20 protein-coding genes are annotated in these 18,526 nt (G+C 55.0%); all 20 read left to right on the plus strand.

Annotated features, from left to right (window positions below):
• The first annotated feature begins 14 nt into the window (after positions 1-14).
• The 20 genes from C4N22_RS09510 to C4N22_RS09605 all read left to right on the plus strand — a co-directional run bounded on the left by C4N22_RS09510 (position 15) and on the right by C4N22_RS09605 (position 18,516).
• On the plus strand, positions 15-1,613 hold the full coding sequence (locus C4N22_RS09510; protein WP_112148797.1) for a phage portal protein: 1,599 nt from the start codon (positions 15-17) through the stop codon (positions 1,611-1,613).
• Positions 1,570-2,736, plus strand: a complete 1,167-nt coding sequence (locus C4N22_RS09515; RefSeq protein ID WP_112148798.1) for a head maturation protease, ClpP-related — start codon at positions 1,570-1,572, stop codon at positions 2,734-2,736. Before C4N22_RS09510 ends, C4N22_RS09515 begins: the two co-directional genes overlap by 44 nt.
• A gap of 13 nt (positions 2,737-2,749) precedes the next feature.
• Positions 2,750-3,100 carry a hypothetical protein gene (locus tag C4N22_RS09520; RefSeq protein ID WP_112148799.1) on the plus strand — a complete coding sequence of 117 codons (351 nt, stop codon included), beginning with the start codon at positions 2,750-2,752 and terminating at the stop codon, positions 3,098-3,100.
• A gap of 15 nt (positions 3,101-3,115) precedes the next feature.
• Positions 3,116-4,153, plus strand: a complete 1,038-nt coding sequence (locus C4N22_RS09525) for a major capsid protein (protein WP_112148800.1) — start codon at positions 3,116-3,118, stop codon at positions 4,151-4,153.
• Positions 4,154-4,172: 19 nt separating this feature from the next.
• Positions 4,173-4,562 carry a hypothetical protein gene (locus tag C4N22_RS09530; protein WP_112148801.1) on the plus strand — a complete coding sequence of 130 codons (390 nt, stop codon included), beginning with the start codon at positions 4,173-4,175 and terminating at the stop codon, positions 4,560-4,562.
• Position 4,563: 1 nt separating this feature from the next.
• Positions 4,564-5,268 carry a hypothetical protein gene (locus C4N22_RS09535; RefSeq protein WP_112148802.1) on the plus strand — a complete coding sequence of 235 codons (705 nt, stop codon included), beginning with the start codon at positions 4,564-4,566 and terminating at the stop codon, positions 5,266-5,268.
• 1 nt (position 5,269) lies between these two features.
• Positions 5,270-5,776, plus strand: coding sequence for a hypothetical protein (locus tag C4N22_RS09540; RefSeq protein WP_112148803.1), 507 nt, complete (start codon positions 5,270-5,272; stop codon positions 5,774-5,776).
• Positions 5,773-6,066: a hypothetical protein gene (locus C4N22_RS09545; protein WP_112148804.1), complete on the plus strand. Its 294-nt coding sequence runs from the start codon at positions 5,773-5,775 to the stop codon at positions 6,064-6,066. The genes C4N22_RS09540 and C4N22_RS09545 overlap by 4 nt, the downstream gene beginning before the upstream one ends.
• A gap of 14 nt (positions 6,067-6,080) precedes the next feature.
• Complete coding sequence (locus tag C4N22_RS09550; RefSeq protein WP_112148805.1) at positions 6,081-7,538, plus strand: phage tail sheath subtilisin-like domain-containing protein; 1,458 nt, start codon at positions 6,081-6,083, stop codon at positions 7,536-7,538.
• Positions 7,539-7,554: 16 nt separating this feature from the next.
• Positions 7,555-8,088, plus strand: coding sequence for a phage major tail tube protein (locus C4N22_RS09555; protein WP_112148806.1), 534 nt, complete (start codon positions 7,555-7,557; stop codon positions 8,086-8,088).
• Positions 8,089-8,157: 69 nt separating this feature from the next.
• Positions 8,158-8,781 (plus strand): phage tail assembly protein, encoded by a 624-nt coding sequence (locus C4N22_RS09560; protein ID WP_112148807.1) that lies wholly within the window; start codon positions 8,158-8,160, stop codon positions 8,779-8,781.
• 127 nt (positions 8,782-8,908) lie between these two features.
• Positions 8,909-12,901 carry a phage tail tape measure protein gene (locus C4N22_RS09565; RefSeq protein ID WP_112148808.1) on the plus strand — a complete coding sequence of 1,331 codons (3,993 nt, stop codon included), beginning with the start codon at positions 8,909-8,911 and terminating at the stop codon, positions 12,899-12,901.
• Positions 12,891-13,100 carry a tail protein X gene (locus C4N22_RS09570; RefSeq protein WP_112148809.1) on the plus strand — a complete coding sequence of 70 codons (210 nt, stop codon included), beginning with the start codon at positions 12,891-12,893 and terminating at the stop codon, positions 13,098-13,100. The genes C4N22_RS09565 and C4N22_RS09570 overlap by 11 nt, the downstream gene beginning before the upstream one ends.
• The gene (locus C4N22_RS09575) at positions 13,097-14,170 is read left to right on the plus strand and encodes a phage late control D family protein (RefSeq protein WP_242981008.1); all 1,074 of its coding nucleotides are present in this window, start codon (positions 13,097-13,099) and stop codon (positions 14,168-14,170) included. The genes C4N22_RS09570 and C4N22_RS09575 overlap by 4 nt, the downstream gene beginning before the upstream one ends.
• Positions 14,167-14,775, plus strand: a complete 609-nt coding sequence (locus C4N22_RS09580; protein WP_112148810.1) for a phage baseplate protein — start codon at positions 14,167-14,169, stop codon at positions 14,773-14,775. The genes C4N22_RS09575 and C4N22_RS09580 overlap by 4 nt, the downstream gene beginning before the upstream one ends.
• Positions 14,776-14,787: 12 nt before the next feature.
• Complete coding sequence (locus C4N22_RS09585) at positions 14,788-15,180, plus strand: phage tail protein (RefSeq protein WP_112148811.1); 393 nt, start codon at positions 14,788-14,790, stop codon at positions 15,178-15,180.
• Positions 15,177-15,494, plus strand: coding sequence for a hypothetical protein (locus C4N22_RS09590; protein ID WP_112148812.1), 318 nt, complete (start codon positions 15,177-15,179; stop codon positions 15,492-15,494). Before C4N22_RS09585 ends, C4N22_RS09590 begins: the two co-directional genes overlap by 4 nt.
• Positions 15,487-16,632, plus strand: coding sequence for a baseplate J/gp47 family protein (locus tag C4N22_RS09595; protein WP_112148813.1), 1,146 nt, complete (start codon positions 15,487-15,489; stop codon positions 16,630-16,632). Before C4N22_RS09590 ends, C4N22_RS09595 begins: the two co-directional genes overlap by 8 nt.
• On the plus strand, positions 16,625-17,392 hold the full coding sequence (locus C4N22_RS09600; protein ID WP_112148814.1) for a phage tail protein I: 768 nt from the start codon (positions 16,625-16,627) through the stop codon (positions 17,390-17,392). The genes C4N22_RS09595 and C4N22_RS09600 overlap by 8 nt, the downstream gene beginning before the upstream one ends.
• Positions 17,389-18,516: a hypothetical protein gene (locus C4N22_RS09605; RefSeq protein ID WP_112148815.1), complete on the plus strand. Its 1,128-nt coding sequence runs from the start codon at positions 17,389-17,391 to the stop codon at positions 18,514-18,516. The genes C4N22_RS09600 and C4N22_RS09605 overlap by 4 nt, the downstream gene beginning before the upstream one ends.
• The last annotated feature ends 10 nt before the right edge of the window (positions 18,517-18,526 follow it).

Below are 18,526 nucleotides of genomic sequence, written 5' to 3' on the forward strand. Positions count from 1 at the left end.
GGACGGTGGACTACATGGCAAATATTCTGGATAAAGCCATTGCGGCAATCAGCCCTGAAAAAGGGTATCGCCGCGCTGTGGCACGCGCCGCACTGTCCGTCATGAACAACGGCACCGGCTACGGAAACTACGGAGCAAGCCGCATTTCACGCGCTATGCGAAGCTGGCACGTTGGCGGCGGCAGCGCAAAAGAGGATATCGAAGATAATCTTGATATTCTGCGCAAACGGAGCCGGGATGCTTATATGGGCATCCCTCTGGCAACGGGTGCCATCAAGACCCTGCGCACCAACGTGGTGGGCAGCGGCCTTGTGCCGACCCCGCAGGTGGATGCGGACTATCTGCACTTGAACGAGGAACAGGCAGACAGATTGCAGGCGCAGATCTCCCGCGAATTTGAACTTTGGGCGGACAGCACCCTTTGCGATGCTGCTGGCATGGATAACTTCTGGCGGTTGCAGACGCTGGCGTTCACCAGTTTCCTGATGAACGGCGATGTGTTTGCGGTGGTGCAGTTCGACGAACATCCGCACTGGCCGTATGCTCTGCGGCTGCGCCTGATCGAGGCTGATCTGATTTGCAGCCCTGACCGCACGGACATAATGGCACCCTGCACGATAGACAAGCATGACGTGTTCCAGATCGTGCAGGGCGTGGAAACGAACCGGGACGGCGCGGTGGTGGCGTACTGGATAGCAAGTCGGCATCCGCTGGCTTACGACAGCACGGTGCCGCTGACATGGACGCGGGTAGAAGCCCGCGACCCCGAAACGGGAGAGCCGAACATTCTGTGCGTCACACAGAGGGAGCGTGCCGGGCAGCGGCGCGGCGTGCCCTTGCTGGCTCCGGTGCTGCCCACGCTGAAACAGATGGGCAGATACACAGAAGCAGAGCTGGCGGCGGCTATCGTGGCATCGTCCATCACGCTGTTTATCAAGCATGAAAACCCGACCGGTCAGGCACCGTTCGGCGAGGAACCGGCGGATAAGGCGGAGGACCCGAACACCCCGCCCGATGAACTGGGCATCGACCTTGCACCGAGCGCGGTGTTCGACCTTGCACCGGGAGAGAGCACGGATACGTTCGACCCGAAGCATCCGACCACGACCTTTGACGGCTTCATGTCGGCCATGTCCAATCAGGTAGCGACCGGCGTAGAGATCCCAAGTGAGGTGCTTTACAAGAAATTCAGTTCCAACTATTCCGCAAGCCGCGGCGCACTGAACGAGTTTTGGCGAACCTGCGGTGTGCTGCGGGATAGCTTTGCAGCGGACTTCTGCCAGCCGGCCTACGAAAAATGGTTTGCCGAGGCAGTAGCCCGTGGGCGCATCAATGCGCCCGGCTTCTTTGACGACCAGGCTGTGGCGAAAGCCTACATGGGCTGCACATGGAACGGTCCTGCACGCACCAATCTGGATGCCAAGAAAGAAATCGAGGCGGCGATTCTGCGTGTTCAGCAGGGCATCAGCACAAATGAGCAGGAAACTGCACAGATGACCGGTGGAAACTGGCGGGCAAACATGAGGCAGCGCAAGAGCGAAATGGAAAAAATGAAGGAGGTAGGGCTAAATGAGCAAACCAAATTCCCGGACGAACCAGAAGATGACAAATGATAAGTTTTGGCAGTTCCGCAATCTGGCCGGTGATGACCAGAAGGCGGAACTTCTGCTTTACGGCGATATTTCCGAGCGCAGCTGGTGGGAAGATGCCGCGACCCCGAAACGGTTTGCGGATGACCTTGCCGCCCTGGGCGATGTGAAAGAAATCACCGTGTACATCAACTCCGGTGGCGGTGATGTGTTTGCAGCACAGGCCATTGGCAATATGCTGGAACGCAACGCGGCCACCGTGACCGCCCACATCGACGGCCTGTGTGCCAGTGCAGCAACCATTGTTGCCTGCCATGCAGACAAGGTGGTGGCGGCGGCAGACAGCAGCTACATGGTGCATCCGGTCAGTATGGGTGTCTGCGATTACCTGACCGCAGAGGATCTCAACAACTGCCTGAAAGCACTGGAAACCATCCGCAGCAGCATCGTCACCCTGTACGCCAAGAAGTCCGGCAAGACCGAGGACGAATGCGCCAAGTGGATGGATGAAACGAACTGGTGGACGGCAACGGAAGCCAAGGAGAAGGGCTTTGTGGACGAGGTGGACGACGAAGCGGACGATTCTGTTGTGGAGAACCGCAACGGCATCCTGTTCGTCAACAGCATCAGTATGAACACCCCGTTCAACAAAGCACCGAACTTTGTCAGAAGCCGGGTGGTGGATAAGACCACGGCCCAGCCTGAAAATACACCCCAGGCGGATCAGCCGGGGAACAAAACCCATGGGGAGGTAACAGACATGGACATTAAGGACATCAAGACCGTGGACGATCTCCGCAAGGCGTGCCCGGATATGGTAGCCAAGATCGAGACCGAGGCTATCAATGCCGAGCGCACCCGCATTCAGGAGATCGAAAACGCCACTCTGCCCGGCGCGGAGGATGAAGCGAATGAGGCGAAGTTTGTGAAGCCCATTGATTCCGCATCCTTTGCGAAGGCCGTCATTGCCAGCATGAAGGCAAAGCAGCAGAAGCAGAGCAAGGATTATCTGGACAAGGCAAAGGCCAACGCCCAGACTTCCGGCGCGAACAACATCACCAATCCGCCGCCCGCTGACCCGGATCCGAAGGACGCGGAAGCAAACGTTTTCCTGGCCGCAATCCGCAAGGCAAACGGTGTGAAGTAAGGAGGAAAGAACCATGAGCATGGATCTTGCAAGAAAAGATTTCAGCACCGCGCCGAAGTATTTCATTGCTGGCGTGGACATTGGTATCGCAAAGGCAACCAAGACCGCAAGCGAAGCTGTGGAGGCACACGCCCCCGTGCTGATTGCAGACGGCAAGGTGAAGCCTATTGCGGCACCGGCAAGCGCAGGCACGGCAGTCCTGACCGGCCTGTACGGCATTACTGCTGACAGCGCAGACGCAAACAAGGAAGTGCCGGTCTATCTGACCGGCGAGTTCTTTGCTGACGGCCTGGTGCTGCCCAATAACGTGAGCGTGGACGACGTTGAAGTTCCTCTGCGCAATCTGGGCATTTTCCTGAAGTGATAGGAGGAAACAAAAATGGCAAACGAAATCAACATTTATGAGCCGCGGTATCTGGCCGAGGCTGTGCGCACCGCACCCCCGATCTGCACTTTCCTGCGCGATCGTTTCTTCTCCAAGGTTAAGACGTTCCCCACTAAGAACGTTGACATTGATATCGTCAAGGGCAACCGCAAGATGGCAGCTTTCGTCCATCCCATGGTCGGTGGCGAGATCGTGCAGAACGAGGGCTACGAGACCAAGTCCTATGCACCGCCGCTTATCAACCCGGCAACTGTCACCACCGCAGATATGTTCCTGCAGCGCCTGCCCGGTGAGGATATCTACTCCGGCCGCACCCCTGCTGACCGTGCAGCAGAAAAGCTGACCGAGGAATACAACAAGCTGAACGACATGACCACTCGCCGCGAAGAGTGGATGGCAGCCCAGGTACTTACCACCGGTCAGCTGAAGGTGAAGGGCAAGGGCGTGGATGAAGTCATCGACTTTGGCTTCACCAACAAGATCAATCTGGAGGGCACGAAGCAGTGGGGTAAGTCTGCTGCCGATACCATGGGCAACCTGCGCGAATGGAAGCGGCAGGTGAGCCGCAACGGCTTTGCAAATGCAAACATGGTGATTATGGGCAAGCTGGCCGCAAACCACTTTATGAGCGACAGCAATGTTCTGGATCTGATGGACAAGCGCCGGTTCGACATTGGTGCTATGGCACCCAAGGAGCTGGAAGGCGGTCTGAACTACTACGGCCACCTGAATCTGCCCGGCGTGGACATCTACGGCTATGACGAAGTGTATCTGGATGAGGAAACCGGAGAGACAAAGCCTCTGATCCCGGATAATATGGTGCTGATGATCCCCAGCAACGCAAACTTCATGCGCGCATACGGTCTGTGCACCTATCTGGACGATGACAAGGTGTGGCACACTGCAGAGACCACCCGCCTGCTGCGTTCTTATGTGGAACACCGTCCTGACCGCCGCTTCCTGGAACTGCAGACCCACCCGCTGCTGATCCCCGACAAGGTGGATAGCTGGCTGGTTGCTACCGTCTGCTGATACGGGAAGGAGCGCGGATATGCTGGATGTTGACCAGAACTACGGCACACCGGAAACTCCGAAACCGTTCCCTACGTTCAAAGAATGCGTTGCGCAAGATGTGCAGAACGTGATCTTCAACTCAAACGAGTTTGCGGAAGAACGGTACATAGATGATAAGCTGATGCTCTGTATCACGCAGCACCCCGGCGTACTTGAACGTCCGGCGCACTGGGAGGGCGGAGCAAAGCAATCCTTTGACCAGGGTATGTACAAGGCCGACCTGCTGCTTTTTGTGAAGCAGAAGGACTACGGCCCTATGCCGAAGAGTGGCAAGCAGATCACCTTGGACAAGAAACGGATCTACAACATCAAATCATGCTCCCTGAAAGCGGGTATGTATCGCATGGAACTGGAAAGGGTGAGGTAAGTTGGCATACTTCCATACCAACTATGACGCTTCCAACCTGATGGTCTCCGTTGATGACGCGGAAGTGACCCGCGCTCTTGGCGTACTGGGAAACAAAACCCCGGCGGCGTTGAAGGTGGCCGTAAACACAACGGCCCGGCAGACGCGCAAGCTGATGCTGACCGAAGTGAAGAAACGTTACGACCTGAACGCGGCAGGCAGACGCATGATCGAAGATCTGCGCCAGCGCCAGAAGGCCACCAACCGGCGGCCTACCGCTATCCTTGCTATTATGAAGAACGACCCCGGTGCATTCCGGGCAGACCTGGGCTATTTCAGAACCAGCCCCACAAAGCCCTTCATGGGTCCGTCTGTTCGCAATGCGCCGCCCGTTTTTCGGGCGCGCGTCCTGAAAGACAGTCCAATGATCGCTCTGGGCGGAACAAGCGATAAGAGCAAGGGCTTCTTGGTACAGTTCAAGTCGAAGCATATCGGCATGGTACAGCGTCAGCTCGGAATACCTGCGGATAAGGACTACACGGAGAGCGGAAAGAAACGTTGGAAACCGAACGAGAAGCTGGCAACACTGTCCAGCCCTTCCGGCTCTGCGATGCACCATACCGTGTGGGAGATGCAGGAGCAGACGGTGGAGCAGATGCTGCAGCAGAACACGGAACGGCGCGTCCGGCAACTGATCGCCAATGCAAAACGAAAGGGTGTGATCTGATATGGCTGAAAAAATCACCGGCTATACCAGCGAAATGTGCCAGCAGGCCATGATTGACGAGTTGAAGGAACTGTTCCGGGATATGAAGTTCACGGGGCAGGAAGGCGAAAAACCGCTGAAGATCTTCAAGCAGTTTATCCCGTCCCCGACCGATGATGACGACGATGTGGATACCAATAGATCCAACTTCCCGTGCATCATCGTATCAAGAACGAGTGGCGAGGTGGTGAACGAAAAGGATCCGCAATTGGTCCTTTTGCAGCTTATCATCTGCTGTTATGACCCGAAAACAGACCGGCAGGGATATGAGGACACCGGAAACATCATCGAAGCCATCATGCAGCACTTCAAGCGGAAGCCTGTGTTTGGCGAGGCTTTCAAAGTGGGATATCCACGCAAATGGGATCTTTCGGATGATGACATGGACTTCTACTACTGGGGCATTGTCAACCTGATCTGCGAAACGCCCAACACCCTGAAAAACGAAGAAGTGGAGGCTTTGATATGAGCATCGAAAAGACCGAAAAGAAAACCGAGGCTGTGAAAGAAGCACAGCCTGTGACGGAAACCACCGGCGCTGCGGCGTACTGCGGGCCGACCGTCAAGGGCATTGCCCCGCAGTACACCGTATTCGTGGATGGCCTGCCCGAAAAGCTGAAAGAAAAAGTGGAGCAGGTGCCGTTCCTGAAGGCGCTGATCGTTCCGCTGGACAAGCTCGCAGAAATGCGCGTGAAGATCGAACAGGACGGCACCAGAGAGAACATTCTCTACAAGAAGGCCACCGACCTGATGAAGTAAGGAGGATATGACAAATGGCTATTTCTCATGGCTTTAACAAGACCGAAGCAGCGACCAGCGTCACCGCTCCGGTAACGGTCAACTCCGGCCTGCAGATCGTTGTGGGTACGGCCCCCGTTAATATGCTGGATGACCCGGAAGCAGCGGTGAATACGCCGATGCTGGTGAATACCTTCAAAGAAGCTGCCGCCGCAGTGGGCTATTCCGACGATTTTGCAAAGTATACCCTGTGTGAGGCGGTGAGCGCCAGTTTTCAGGTGATGGGCATTTCCCCTATCGTCGTGGTCAACGTCCTGGATCCTGCGAATGCAAAGCACATCACTGAACTGTCCAACAAGACCGTTCAGGTGAATGACGGCATTGCAGAGATCGACGAGACCGGCATCCTGCTGAAAAAGCTGGTCGTGAAGAAGGAGCAGACCGTGCTCACGGCGGACGAGGACTATTCGGCCAGCTTCAATGATGATGGCACTGTGAGCATCGCCCTGGTCAACGGCGGCAAAGGCGACGGCGCAACGGCTCTGACCATTTCCGGTTCCATTCTTGACCCGACCAAAATCACCGCTGCCGACATCGTGGGCGGCGTGAATGCGGCCACCGGTGCAGAGACCGGACTGGAAGTGGTAAGACAGGTGTTCCCCAAGCTGGGCATGGTTCCCGGCATTCTGCTGGCACCCCGCTTCTCTAAGGATCCCATGGTGTGCGCAGCGCTCCAGGCAAAGTGCCGCAAGATCAATGGCGTTTTCGATGCGGTGTGCTTTGTTGACATCGACAGTTCCGCTTCCGGTGCACGCAAGTACACCGACGTGGCAAACCAGAAGGTCAAGCAGGGCGCAACTTCTCGTGAAGCATATGGCCTGTGGCTGTACGGCAAGATCGGCAGCGCCATCTACAGCGGTAGCTCTCTGGCCGCTGCTGCGGCAGTCTACAACGACAGCCTGTACAACGACACGCCCAATGCCAGCCCGTCCAATGTCAGCGTACCCATTTCCTCCGCCTGCCTGGAAGATGGCACCGAAGTCCTGATGGATCAGGAGCAGGGCAATGTTCTGAATGAGCAGGGCGTGGCGACCTTCATCCGCTCCGGCGACTTTGTTGTGTGGGGCAATGAGACCTGCTGCTATCCGAAAAACACCGACCCGAAGGACGCTTTCCTTTGTGTCCGCCGCTTCTTCAACCACTCCTGGACCAGCTTTGTTCTGGACAACATGAGCAAGCTGGATAAGCCCATGAACAAGAAGCGCCTTCAGTCCATCATCGACAGCGAGAACATGAAGGGCAGTGTCTATGTCTCTACCGAGGTGTGCGCCAGCTACAGCATGAAGGCAGACCCCGACCGCAACACGACCGCTGAACTGGTTGCAGGCCACTACTCCTTCTATCAGTTCTGCACGCCGTTCCCGCCTTTTAAGCAGATCAACAACACCATGGAGTATGAGGCCGGCGCACTGACCTCGGCTCTGTCTCTGTAAGCAGGAGGAATGACCTATGGCTCTGAATATTTCCAGTGACCTGGTTCCCCAGGTCATCAATGACTACAATGCGTACACGGAAGATGACCTGCTCATTGGTCTGGCGGATGAAATCACCCTGCCCAAGATCAAGAACAAGACCACCTCCGTGTCCGGCATGGGCATTGCGGGCGAAGTCGATTCTCCCGTGCCCGGTCAGTTTGAATCCATGGAGGCAACGCTGAACTGGAACACCATGTACAGCTACGCCACCAAGATGATGAACCCCAACAAGAACATCCAGATCACCCTGCGTGCTGCTATGCAGAACGACAACAAGAACGGCGGCTACACCTACAAGGGCCTGCGCGTCGTCCTGGGTGGTCGTCCCAAGGAGCTGGATCCCGGCAAGCTGAAGCGTGCCGACACCATGGGCAGCACCACCACGCTGGAAGTCACCCGTTACCTGATGGAGGTTGACGGCACTACCGTTATCGACATCGACAAGTTTGCGGGCCGCTACTATGTTGATGGCGAGGATATGCGTGCCGAGATCAACGCCCTTATCTAAACCCGATACATGAAGAAGTCAGCCGTCCCGGCGTGGGGCGGCTGATTGTCTTTTGGAAAGGAAACAGCAATGGACAATATCGTGAAGTTTGATAAACCTTATAAGTTCGAGGGCAAGGAGTACGACAGCCTGGATCTGTCCGGTATGGAGAAGATGACCGTGCAGGACTTGATCGACATTCAGAAAAGCATCGGCAACGAGACGGCGGCCATGTACGCGATGGAAATGACCACTTCCTTTGCACAGGAAATGGCTGTTAAGGCTACTGGAAAGCCGGTGGAGTTCTTCAAGCTCATGCCCCGCGGCAAGATCAAGAAAGTGCAGGCAGCGGTTATCAAGGGCATGGATAACAGCGAGAACGCCGATGAAGTGAAAAAGCAGCTGGAATCTCACACCCTGAAGTTTGCAGCGCCCTACACCTACGAGGGCAGCGAAAAGGCGGAACTGAAGGGCAAGACCTTTGACGGCATCGACCTGTCCGGCGTGGGCGAACTGAACACTATGAGCGAATCCATGGCAGAAAACCGTATGGCTGCGGGCGGATTTGCACCGGTGAATACGCATCGCAACTACCTGTACTGCTGCATCATCGCCAGCATGGGCACCGGCTACCCGGTGGACTTCTTTGCTGGTCTGCCGCTGTGCGAGGCGGTTAAGCTGCGTGATGCTGTAAACTCTGATTTTTTCGAGTAAAAGGCGGGGCAAAAGGACTTCGGAAAGCGGCTATCCAGCTATCCATTGCCACGCATTCCAACATGACGGATCTGCTGCACCTGCCCCGGCGGGAGCTGGTGGATCTGTGTAACGAGGTGGCAGACGTATGGCGGGAAATGGAGCACTAGACCTCAGCATCCGCATCATGGGCAAGGTGGACCCGTCCCTTGTAACTGCAATAAAGCAGACGAAGGGGCTGACCGGTGATCTGGCAAACGCATTGACGGGAACCAAGTCACTGGGCAGCACGGTAGCAAACACTCTGGGCGTAATCGGGAAAACCGGACTGGGAATCATGGCGACGCTGACAACTGCGTCCGCTGTCATGATTAAAAAGACAACCTCCATGGCAGAGGAATACCAAGCCCAGGCGGCAGATGCAGTCAAGTATGTTGGCGGCATCATGAACGATGACGGCAGCATTGACCCGGAAAAGCGTGCCACCATGGAGGACGCGATCCTCAAGATGACCACGCAGGTCCCAATCAAACGGGACGAGATGGCGCAGATCGCCGCATCGCTGGGACAGTCCGGCAAGAGCTATGAGCAAATCTTTCTGGATAACCAGCAAACCGGAGAAAAAAGCTACCTGTACGATACGGCCCGGCTAGCTGCCGCGTGGGATATTGATGCAAAGTCTGCGGCCGATTATATGGCAAAGTGGGAAACCGCTTTTGGTAAGACCCACAACCAGATTATCGACATTGCAGATTCCATCAACTATCTGGGCGGCCACATGGCTACCACGGCGGCGGAAATCGCCAGCGTGGTGAATACGTCCGGCGGTGTCGGCCAGACAGCCGGCGTTGACCTGCACACGACCTCTGCGCTGGCAGCCACCATGCTGGCTATGGGCGTTAATGAGGGAAAGGCTGGAACAAGCCTGAACCGTGTGTTTACAAACATCACCCTTGGCAACAGTGCAACGGATGCGCAGGTGGGCGCATGGAACAAACTCGGTTTTGATCCTGTGCAGATTGCAAAGGATATGCAGTCCACCGGGCCGAACGGAGAAGATGGTGCAGCAAGCACTCTGTACAAAGTCTTTGAGGCGATCTCGAAACAGGACAAGTACCAGCAGACTGCGACCATCAAGACACTGTTTGGACAGTGGGCCATTGAGGGCGTTTCAAAAATTGTGGGCAACTTGCCTGCGTTCCAGAATGCCTTGCTTATGGCTGGTGATACCAGCGCATACAGCGGCAGCATGGAGAAAGAATTGCTTGTTCGTCTGGACACCAGCGAAGCGGTAAGCCAGATGGCAAGTAATGCGACAGACCGCCTGCTTATCAAGATGGGCAATCAGTTCCTTCCGGCAAAGAAAGAACTGACATCCATGTGGATCGACATAGCAAACGGTATCACCGAGAGCTTGCCAGATCTGTCCAACATCGTCAATGGCATTCTGCCGATGTTGCACTCCGCGCTGCTTGGAATTGGCAATGCGGCGCAGGCGGCATTGCCGTGGATCCAGAAGGGCATCGACTACACTGCAGAGCATGGGCCGGAAGTGGCAGGGGCCATTGCTGCCATAGTCGCGGCGTTCGGAGCTATGAGCTTTGCACCGACGGCTTATAGCACAGGATCCTCGCTGCTGAACACCATCGGGAACATTGCAATCGGCGGAAAACCGAGCGGTGCCCCAGGCGGAACATTCGGAGGCATCACTGTCCGAAATCTGATGGGCGCACTGACACCCACAAGCCTGATCCAACGGGCAGTTGGTGGCGCATCCTTTGTAAAATCGAATGCCGGAATGTTTGCTGAAAATGCAAAGTACGGCGTTCAGATGGCCGGTGCCGGAGCGCAGCAGCCCACAACGCGCCTTGGAAAAATTGGGCAGACGTTGGACGGCGCTGGTGTCGGCATCTGGGCAACACTGAAAAATTTCAAGGGCCTGCGAAGCGGAACCAAGAAAGGAAACACCGGTTTTGTAAATGATGTGCTGGAAGCTAGCACGAACGGTGGCCTGCTGGGCGTGCTGAAAAACTCCGGCTCCGGTAGGTATGTTTCCAATGTCGGGCAATCGCTGGGCGGCCTGAAAAATGCTCTGGTGGGGTTCGGAAGCGGCAATCCGGTTGGACGATTTATCGCCAAGACCGGCGGTGTTGCGGGACAGATTCTTTCCGGCATTGCAGGACCGAACGGTCTTGACCTTGGAGGTATGGCCGGTGGAGTGAAAAATTTCCTCGGTGCAGGAAAGACGGTCATTGGAAATGGGCTGTCCAATGCATGGCAGACCGTCAGCCAGTCCAAAGTGGGTTCTACCGTCCTCGGTGTCGGCAGCAAGGTGGCGGGTGCAGCATCCAAAATCGGCGGCGGCGCTTTGAGCACGGTGAAGGGAGCTTTGAATGTCGGCGGCGCAGGGCTGAACGTACTGGGTACGACGGTAGGCCCAGTGGCCGCAAAACTGGGCGGCGGTTTTATGTCGCTGCTTGGCACATTCGGCCCCGTTATTACCGGTATCGGTACGATCGTTGCGGCGGTTTCACTGCTGGGAGATCACTTCGAGGACATCCGCAACATCGTCGGAACAGTATTTGGCGAAGGCGGGCTTGCCATCTTTGACAAATTCACCGGAAAGATAGTGGGTATCGGCGACACCGTGAAGCAGGTGTTCGGGCAACTCACCACCCCGGAGGGCTTGCAGAGCATCCAGGAAAAGCTATCCGGCTTCAGTATCGGAGGGCTAAATCTGGGTGACGTGTTCGGAGCTATGACCCCTGCCATCCAGACGGTTATGCCGTTGATTGAATCGTTCGCCGGTGTGTTCTCTCAGATTGTAGATCTGGGAGTAAACCACATCAAGCCGGTGCTGACTGAGATCTTCGGCTTTATCGTGAATGAAGGCATTCCGGCGGTCATGCCGCTGCTGTCTACGGTGGTAAGCCTGGTAGGCACCACACTGGTCAACGCCATCAAGGTGGCGGTGGATTTGGTGGGTAAGGTGCTTCCTGTGGTAGAGCCTGTGATTCTGGGCATCATCGGCTTCCTGAAGCAGGTTGCAACCATCGGCGTGAAAGCGGTCAACTTCATCATTGGGGCGCTGAACAAAATTCAGCTCACAATACCGGAAACGCTGTTCGGCATTCCGGTTCCGGTGATCGGCGGTAAGTCGTTCGGATTCAACCTGTCACCCGTGTCTGTCCCGGCATTTGCCAACGGCGGCATGACGCAGGGACCGTCTATTGCTGGTGAGGCTGGCCCGGAAGCCGTTATCAGCTTCCGGCGCGGCGTTCGTGAAAAGAACATTGATACCTGGCTGACCGCTGGTAAGCTGCTGGGCGTTGGTCTGGGTGATCTGCTGGGGTTGCCCGGCAGAAAGCCGAAGATGTTCGCGGACGGTGGTTTTACAGAAGAAGATTCTAACCTGATCGACTTCAACAGAGCACGTCGCCAGCAGTATTACAACCAGGTGGCTCAAAGTTTTGACACTATGGTTCAGCCTGTTGCAGCGGCATTGGTACTGGGGTCCGACGCTGGTGTGGCGTTCAGCCGTATCACGGAGATCGCCAACTATGCAGTAGATGGGCTGGAAACTCTGGCGGCAATGCCGACACCTACCGTGTCGGATGACCAGGGCAAAGCCCAACAGCTGCTGAACACCGGAATCGGGAAAGTGATTGCTGGTGCCAAGTCTGTTCTTGCAAACGAAAATACTCAGAAGGCAATCCGGTTTATCCGGGGAGCAGATGCGGAAAAGGCAAAGCTGGAATACGCTGCAAACCCGGACAACTACGACCTGAGCAATGTAAACTTCTTCCCGACGGCTGGAAACAGCGAACTGACAAGGCAAAATCTGTCGATGCTGGCAGACCTTCAGAACTACCAGCAGGAAGTAGAGCTGAAGCCCATCGGCGGGAGCGAAGATGCTTCTGGTGGCAGCACCGGGAACCAGCGCGGTGGATCGAGCAACAGCTACCAGCGTACCTATACGAGTTCCAGCGGAAACACATATGTTTATGCACCAAACTTCACCATCTACGGCAGCATGAATGCCGAAGATCTACGTTCCATTATGGACGAAGGTTACGAGAAGTTCTGCGAGTATGTGGAACGGTACGAACGCGAAAAGAGGCGCACGCAGTATGGCACTTGATTACACCACAAAGTCCGGTGACACCTGGGATCTGATTGCCCTGAACGTGTACGGAAGCGAGCTGAAAGCCGATTGGCTGATGCAGAACAACCCCAGATATATCCATATCGTCCGGTTCGATTCCGGCACGGTGCTGTCAACACCAGCTCTGCCGGCTGAAAAGAGCGGAGACCTTCCGCCTTGGAAGGCAGGTGCATGATGGTACTGACAGCAGCGAGACCCAAAGGAAGGCAGGCTGCGGTTCTTCTGACCTACGAGAAAACCGATATTTCGGAAGAAATCGCACCTGATCTGGAAAGTTTCAAGTACACGGATGTGGCTGAATCCCAAAGCGACAGTGTGAGCATTACAGTCAATGCCAAAGCTGCCAAATGGAAAAATGACTGGATGCCGGAAAAGGGCGTGAAGCTCTACCCGGCTATTGTTGTAAAGGACTGGAATATCGGGGGCATTGAGAGCGGCTACAGAGATTACAGCGCCGAGTGCGGGGCATTCGTGCTGGATGATCTTAGTTTTGCCGGTGCACCTGATTCGCTGACGATGGGCGGCGTGGCAAAGCCGAACGACACCAGCTTCAGCGAGAGAAACCGGACCTTTACATGGAAGAACACCAGCGTAAAGAAAATCGCTGAAACCATTGCAGGCCGTTACAAATTGGAGCTGAAGTTTGAGGGAGACGACCACGGCATTGATGCAAAGGAACAGGACGGAACAGATAGTGCCTTTCTGCAAGATCTGTGCAGCACCTATGCACTGGTTATCAAAGTCTACACTTCAAAGCTCTGGGTGTACGACCGGGAAAAGTACAAGGCGAAAGATCCTGTATGGACGGTATATGAGAGCCGGCCCGTTGGAAATCCGACGGCCCTGTGCGTAGAGCCGGGAAGTTTCAAGTGGAACACAAAGCTGACGGGAACATACACGGGCGGCCTTTATACCTACACCAACAAACAGAAAAAAATCAATATCAACGTCAAGGTGGGCACGGACGAACGCCAGCTTAAACTTACTGGAAAGGTAAGCAGCGAGGCAGACGCAAAAGCCCGCCTGATAGCGGCCATCAAGAATGCCAATCACGGCGCGACTAAGATCAGTTTTACGATGCTGGGCTATCCGGCCGGCGCTTCGGCGCAGTGCTTCAACCTGGTTGGCTATGGCAAGATGGACGGGAAATATTTCGTCGATCAGATGGAGCACACCATATCTCCATCTAACGGGTACAAAACACAAGTCAAGGCCAGCAAAGTGGAAAAGGAGGATTTCGCATGAGCAGTGAAGTGAGATTCGGCAATGTGAGTTCTATCGACTATGAGGCTGGAAAGTGCGAAGTTACTTACCCAGACAGGGACGACACCGTTACGGAAATGGTGCCGTTTCTGTCCAATGGCGAGTACCAGACACCGGAAGTTGATGATCTTGTGCTTGTCCTGCATCCAGGAGAAAGCCCGGAGGATGCTGTTGTGGTGGGCACCGTCTGGAATGAAAAGAACAAACCGCCTGAAGGAAAAGAAAAAGTCTACCGAAAGGATTATGCCAACTCACGAGGAAAGGCATATCGGAAGTTTGATGCAAATGCCAAAGAACTGACCGACTATGTGGACGGAAAGAAAATCCTGAAGGCAAAAAGTCTTGAGATCCAGGTAGGCGGTGCAACCGTGACCATCAGCGAGGGCGGAGAAATCAAGGTGACATCCCCGGCGGGGATCACGCTTGCAGCATCCGGCGAATTGAAAATGACGGCATCGACCATCAATGCGACCGCTGGAACAGTGAACATCCAGGGCGGAGGTGGCGATGTTGTTGTGTCCGGCAAATCGCTGGTATCGCATACGCACACCGGAAACCTTGGCAAGAAAACATCCGCACCCCTGTAAGGAGGTTTTGGAATGTATGTTGGAATTTTCGGCGATGTGATTTTCTCCGTGGGACACCTGCGTGTGCTCACCCCGTCAAACTTCAAGGGAACGACCGGCGCAAACTGGGCGGAACATGAAGTTCTGGGAGGAAAAGCACGAGCAGAGTATTTATCACCGAAACTGAGAGAGTACACCTTTGATATTCTTCTGGATGCAGCACTCGGCGTGAATCCTCGCAAGATGCTGAACCGTCTGACAGAAATGTCAGAGAACGGAGAGATTCATTACCTGATTATCGGGTTTGCACCGGTATCGCAAAACAAGTTTCGGGTCACTGAAATAAGCGACAGCTGGGATTCGGTGATAAAACACGGGCTTTTGATGCAGTGCAAGGTGAGCCTGACCATAAAGGAGTACATATGATCGACTTCAGCAGCACGGTGGTTGAGCTGTCCGGTGACAGCGAAAAACAAAAAGAAGTGCAGGACATTGCAAAGTGCCTTCGCACACTGTATTCCACACCAATCGGGAGCCAAGAGGGCGACAGAGAACTCGGAATCAATCCAAACATATTTGTCGATAAGCCACTTCCGGTAGCAAAGGGATTATATGTGGCTGAGGTAACAGAGAAAACCGCATCGTTTGAGCCGCGGGCAAGAGTGGTGCGGGTGGACTGGCTGGACAGTGATGTGCTGCATGGCGTTGTAATTCCAAAGGTGGTGTACGAGCTTGTCTAAAATAAAAGAGTTTGAGAACATCCCGGACATCGACATTGAAGGCGAAGAAACGCTGGAAGAAGCTGTGGCCGATTGCAAGGCACTGTTTGGCAAGTACAACAAAGAACTTTTCAACGGTGAGGTATCGTTGGAACGGTGTTCTGAAGCACGGCTTGTCCTTTTGACACTGGCACATCGTTCGCATCACAACATGGAGTACAGCACGGCGTGTCTGAAAGCGGAACTGCTGCCTACGAGCACGGGGCCGAATTTGGACAACCTTGCTCCGCTTGTTGGAGTGGAACGCCTGGAAGCCGGAAAAGCCACGGCGGTTATTCGATTCACACTGTCTGCGCCGAGAACGAGTGCAACCGGAATCCCGGAAGGAACACAGGTGAGAACGGCAGACAAACGGTATTTCAAAACCGAAAAGTATGCGGAGATCTTACCCGGCGAACTGACCGTGGACGTAGTTGCCGTGGCGGATGAGGCAGGAAGCAACAGCGATGGGATTGCCGAAGGCGAAATCAATGTGCTGGTGGATCCTATCCCGTATGTGTCCGGGGCAAAAAGTGTTTCGGCAAGCACGGGCGGTACGGATACGGAAGGTGACGATTCATTTACCAGACGTATCAACTATGCACCTTCGATTTTCTCCGTGGCCGGTCCGGTGGATGCCTATGAATACTTTGCATCGAGCTGGCGGTCCGATGTGGCAGATACGAAGATCGTTTGCAAGGAAGGATACACGATACACGTTTACTTTCTGATGGCCGGAGGCAGAGTTCCGACAAGGGAAGAATGTACCGGAATGCAGGAATATTTCGACACGGTAAAGCGCCCGATGGGTGATCTGGTTCTTTGCCATGCGCCGGAAGAAATCCCGTATGACATCGAGCTTACTTACCATATTGCCTTGAGCAATGTCAAGAATGCATCGACGATTCAGGAAAATGTGGAAGCAGCTGTGAAGGAGTATGAAACCTGGCAGAGAAAAATCGGCCGGGACATCGAACCGGCGGAGCTGATTATGCGTGTACGGGAAGCTGGTGCGAAACGCCCACGTCTGTTGACACCGGTCGAAACAACTGTCTCCGAAATTCAGGTGGCAAAGCTCCGAAGCTGCAAGGTGACATACGGAGGAATCGAAGATGATTGAACTCCACGAAGTTGGCCTAGTCGAAGGGCTACCGCCTGATGTTGCCAAAGAGCCATGGGTACAGATCCTTGATGCAGTTTTCAGGGAGCGGCGCAAGAAGGAACTGGAAGCTGCCGAACGCTTGAAAATCTACACGGATATTGACCGTGCAGATGAGGCAGTTCTGGATATTCTTGCGGTTCAGTTCCGCGTTGACTGGTACGACACCAGCTATCCGATTGAAACAAAGCGCAGGATCATCAAAACTGCGCTGGAAGTCCGTCGGTACTGCGGAACGGAGTGGGCAGTCCAAAAGGCGCTGTCCTCGATTTATCCGAATGTGAAGATAAGTGAATGGTATGACTACGGAGGAAGGCCGGGCTACTGGCGAATGAACGTAGACATTACCGATGATGGTGTCATTTACTACACACCGGAAGAAATTGAAAAGCGCCTTGGTTATGCCCGGCGCTGTACCGCTCACCTTGAGCACATCATCTACATCGTCGAACCGCATGAACGGTCGCCCGCTTATATCGCCGCCGCACCCTGCGGCATGGCGACATCCTGCACCGTAAAGGTCCCCGGTAGGATCAAGCCGCGGGAAATCGGCGCAAAGGCGTATGTTGCCGGTGCGGTCGGAAGATCGAAAATGCAGGTTGCCGTGGCGCTGCCCGGTGCCGTTGAAGCAAAGGCAGTGAAAGCACGAGCCTTTACGGCGGGCACCGTTGAACGGTCGCACACGGCGATAAACATTGTTATTGGAGGACAGACAACGTGAGTTGGGAAAAATCTAGCTACACCGCCGCCGGTGCCGCCCTGCTGTCGGAATCTCTCTCCGGTGGTGCGCTGGTAATCACCCGCGCTGTGAGCGGCACCGGTACGGCTGACGCAGACCTTTCGGGGGAAACCGGGGTAAGCGGCGAAACACATGACCTGAAATTGCTGGACATCGAAACCGTTGAAAGCGGCGGTGAGACGGCTCGGCGGGTAAAAATCCAGATCACCGGTGCGGATGAAACGTACATCATGCATCAGGTGGGCGTTTACGGCAGGCTGAACGACGATGCCGAAACACTCCTGTTTATTATGCAGGATGCACGCGGAGTGGAAGTCCCGTCCACGAAAGTGAACGGCGATTTTGAGATTGAGCTGTCGGCGCTGCTTGCTGTGTCGAACAAGGCCAATATCAGCATTACCGTTGACCCTCAGGTGCAGGCGTTGATGAAGCTGGTCAAGGCCGAGATCGAGAAGCACAATGCCAATGCCGACGCCCATGCGGCGACTATCACGGCAGCGGTCAGTGCAGCCGTGAAGAACCTGTCTGAATCCGGGGAAATCCTGAACGAAGAACAGGTAAAGGCTCTTATCAAGGAGCAGGTGGACGGCGGAACAGGCGGCGGCTACTATGGCTCCTACAAACTCACCCTTGCAGCTGACGGGTGGAAGCCCGCCCGCAGCGAGGATGATTACGAAAACGCTGGCGGTATGGATTACTACCAGTGCATTTATGATGCAGAACTGTCGGACAGCACCAGCGAGCTTGTACCCGTTGGCGTTGTATCTCCCGGCAGCTTCTATACTACGACCAAAGCGGGCGTCCTGAACGGGTGCGAAACGCATGATGGTTTCATCAGATTTTTCGCTCAGCGCATCCCGGAAGCAGATATTCAGGCGACCGTAACCCTGTTCGGGAAAGGAGGTGGTTCGGGTGAAACCGGTAGCGTAAGCATCGGTCAGGGCTTGAAGCGTGACGCGAGCGGCGCTATTGCCGTCCGCATTGGCGAAGGTCTTGACTTCGACAGCGCAAACGCGCTGACCGTCCGCAAAGAAACCGTTATGACGAGTGAAGACCTGCTCGACGAGGAAGAAACGCAGCAGGAAATCGTTGATATGCTGAAATAATTTTTAGGAG

The organism is Faecalibacterium prausnitzii (genome assembly GCF_003287495.1).
GTDB classification, from domain to species: domain Bacteria; phylum Bacillota; class Clostridia; order Oscillospirales; family Ruminococcaceae; genus Faecalibacterium; species Faecalibacterium prausnitzii_I.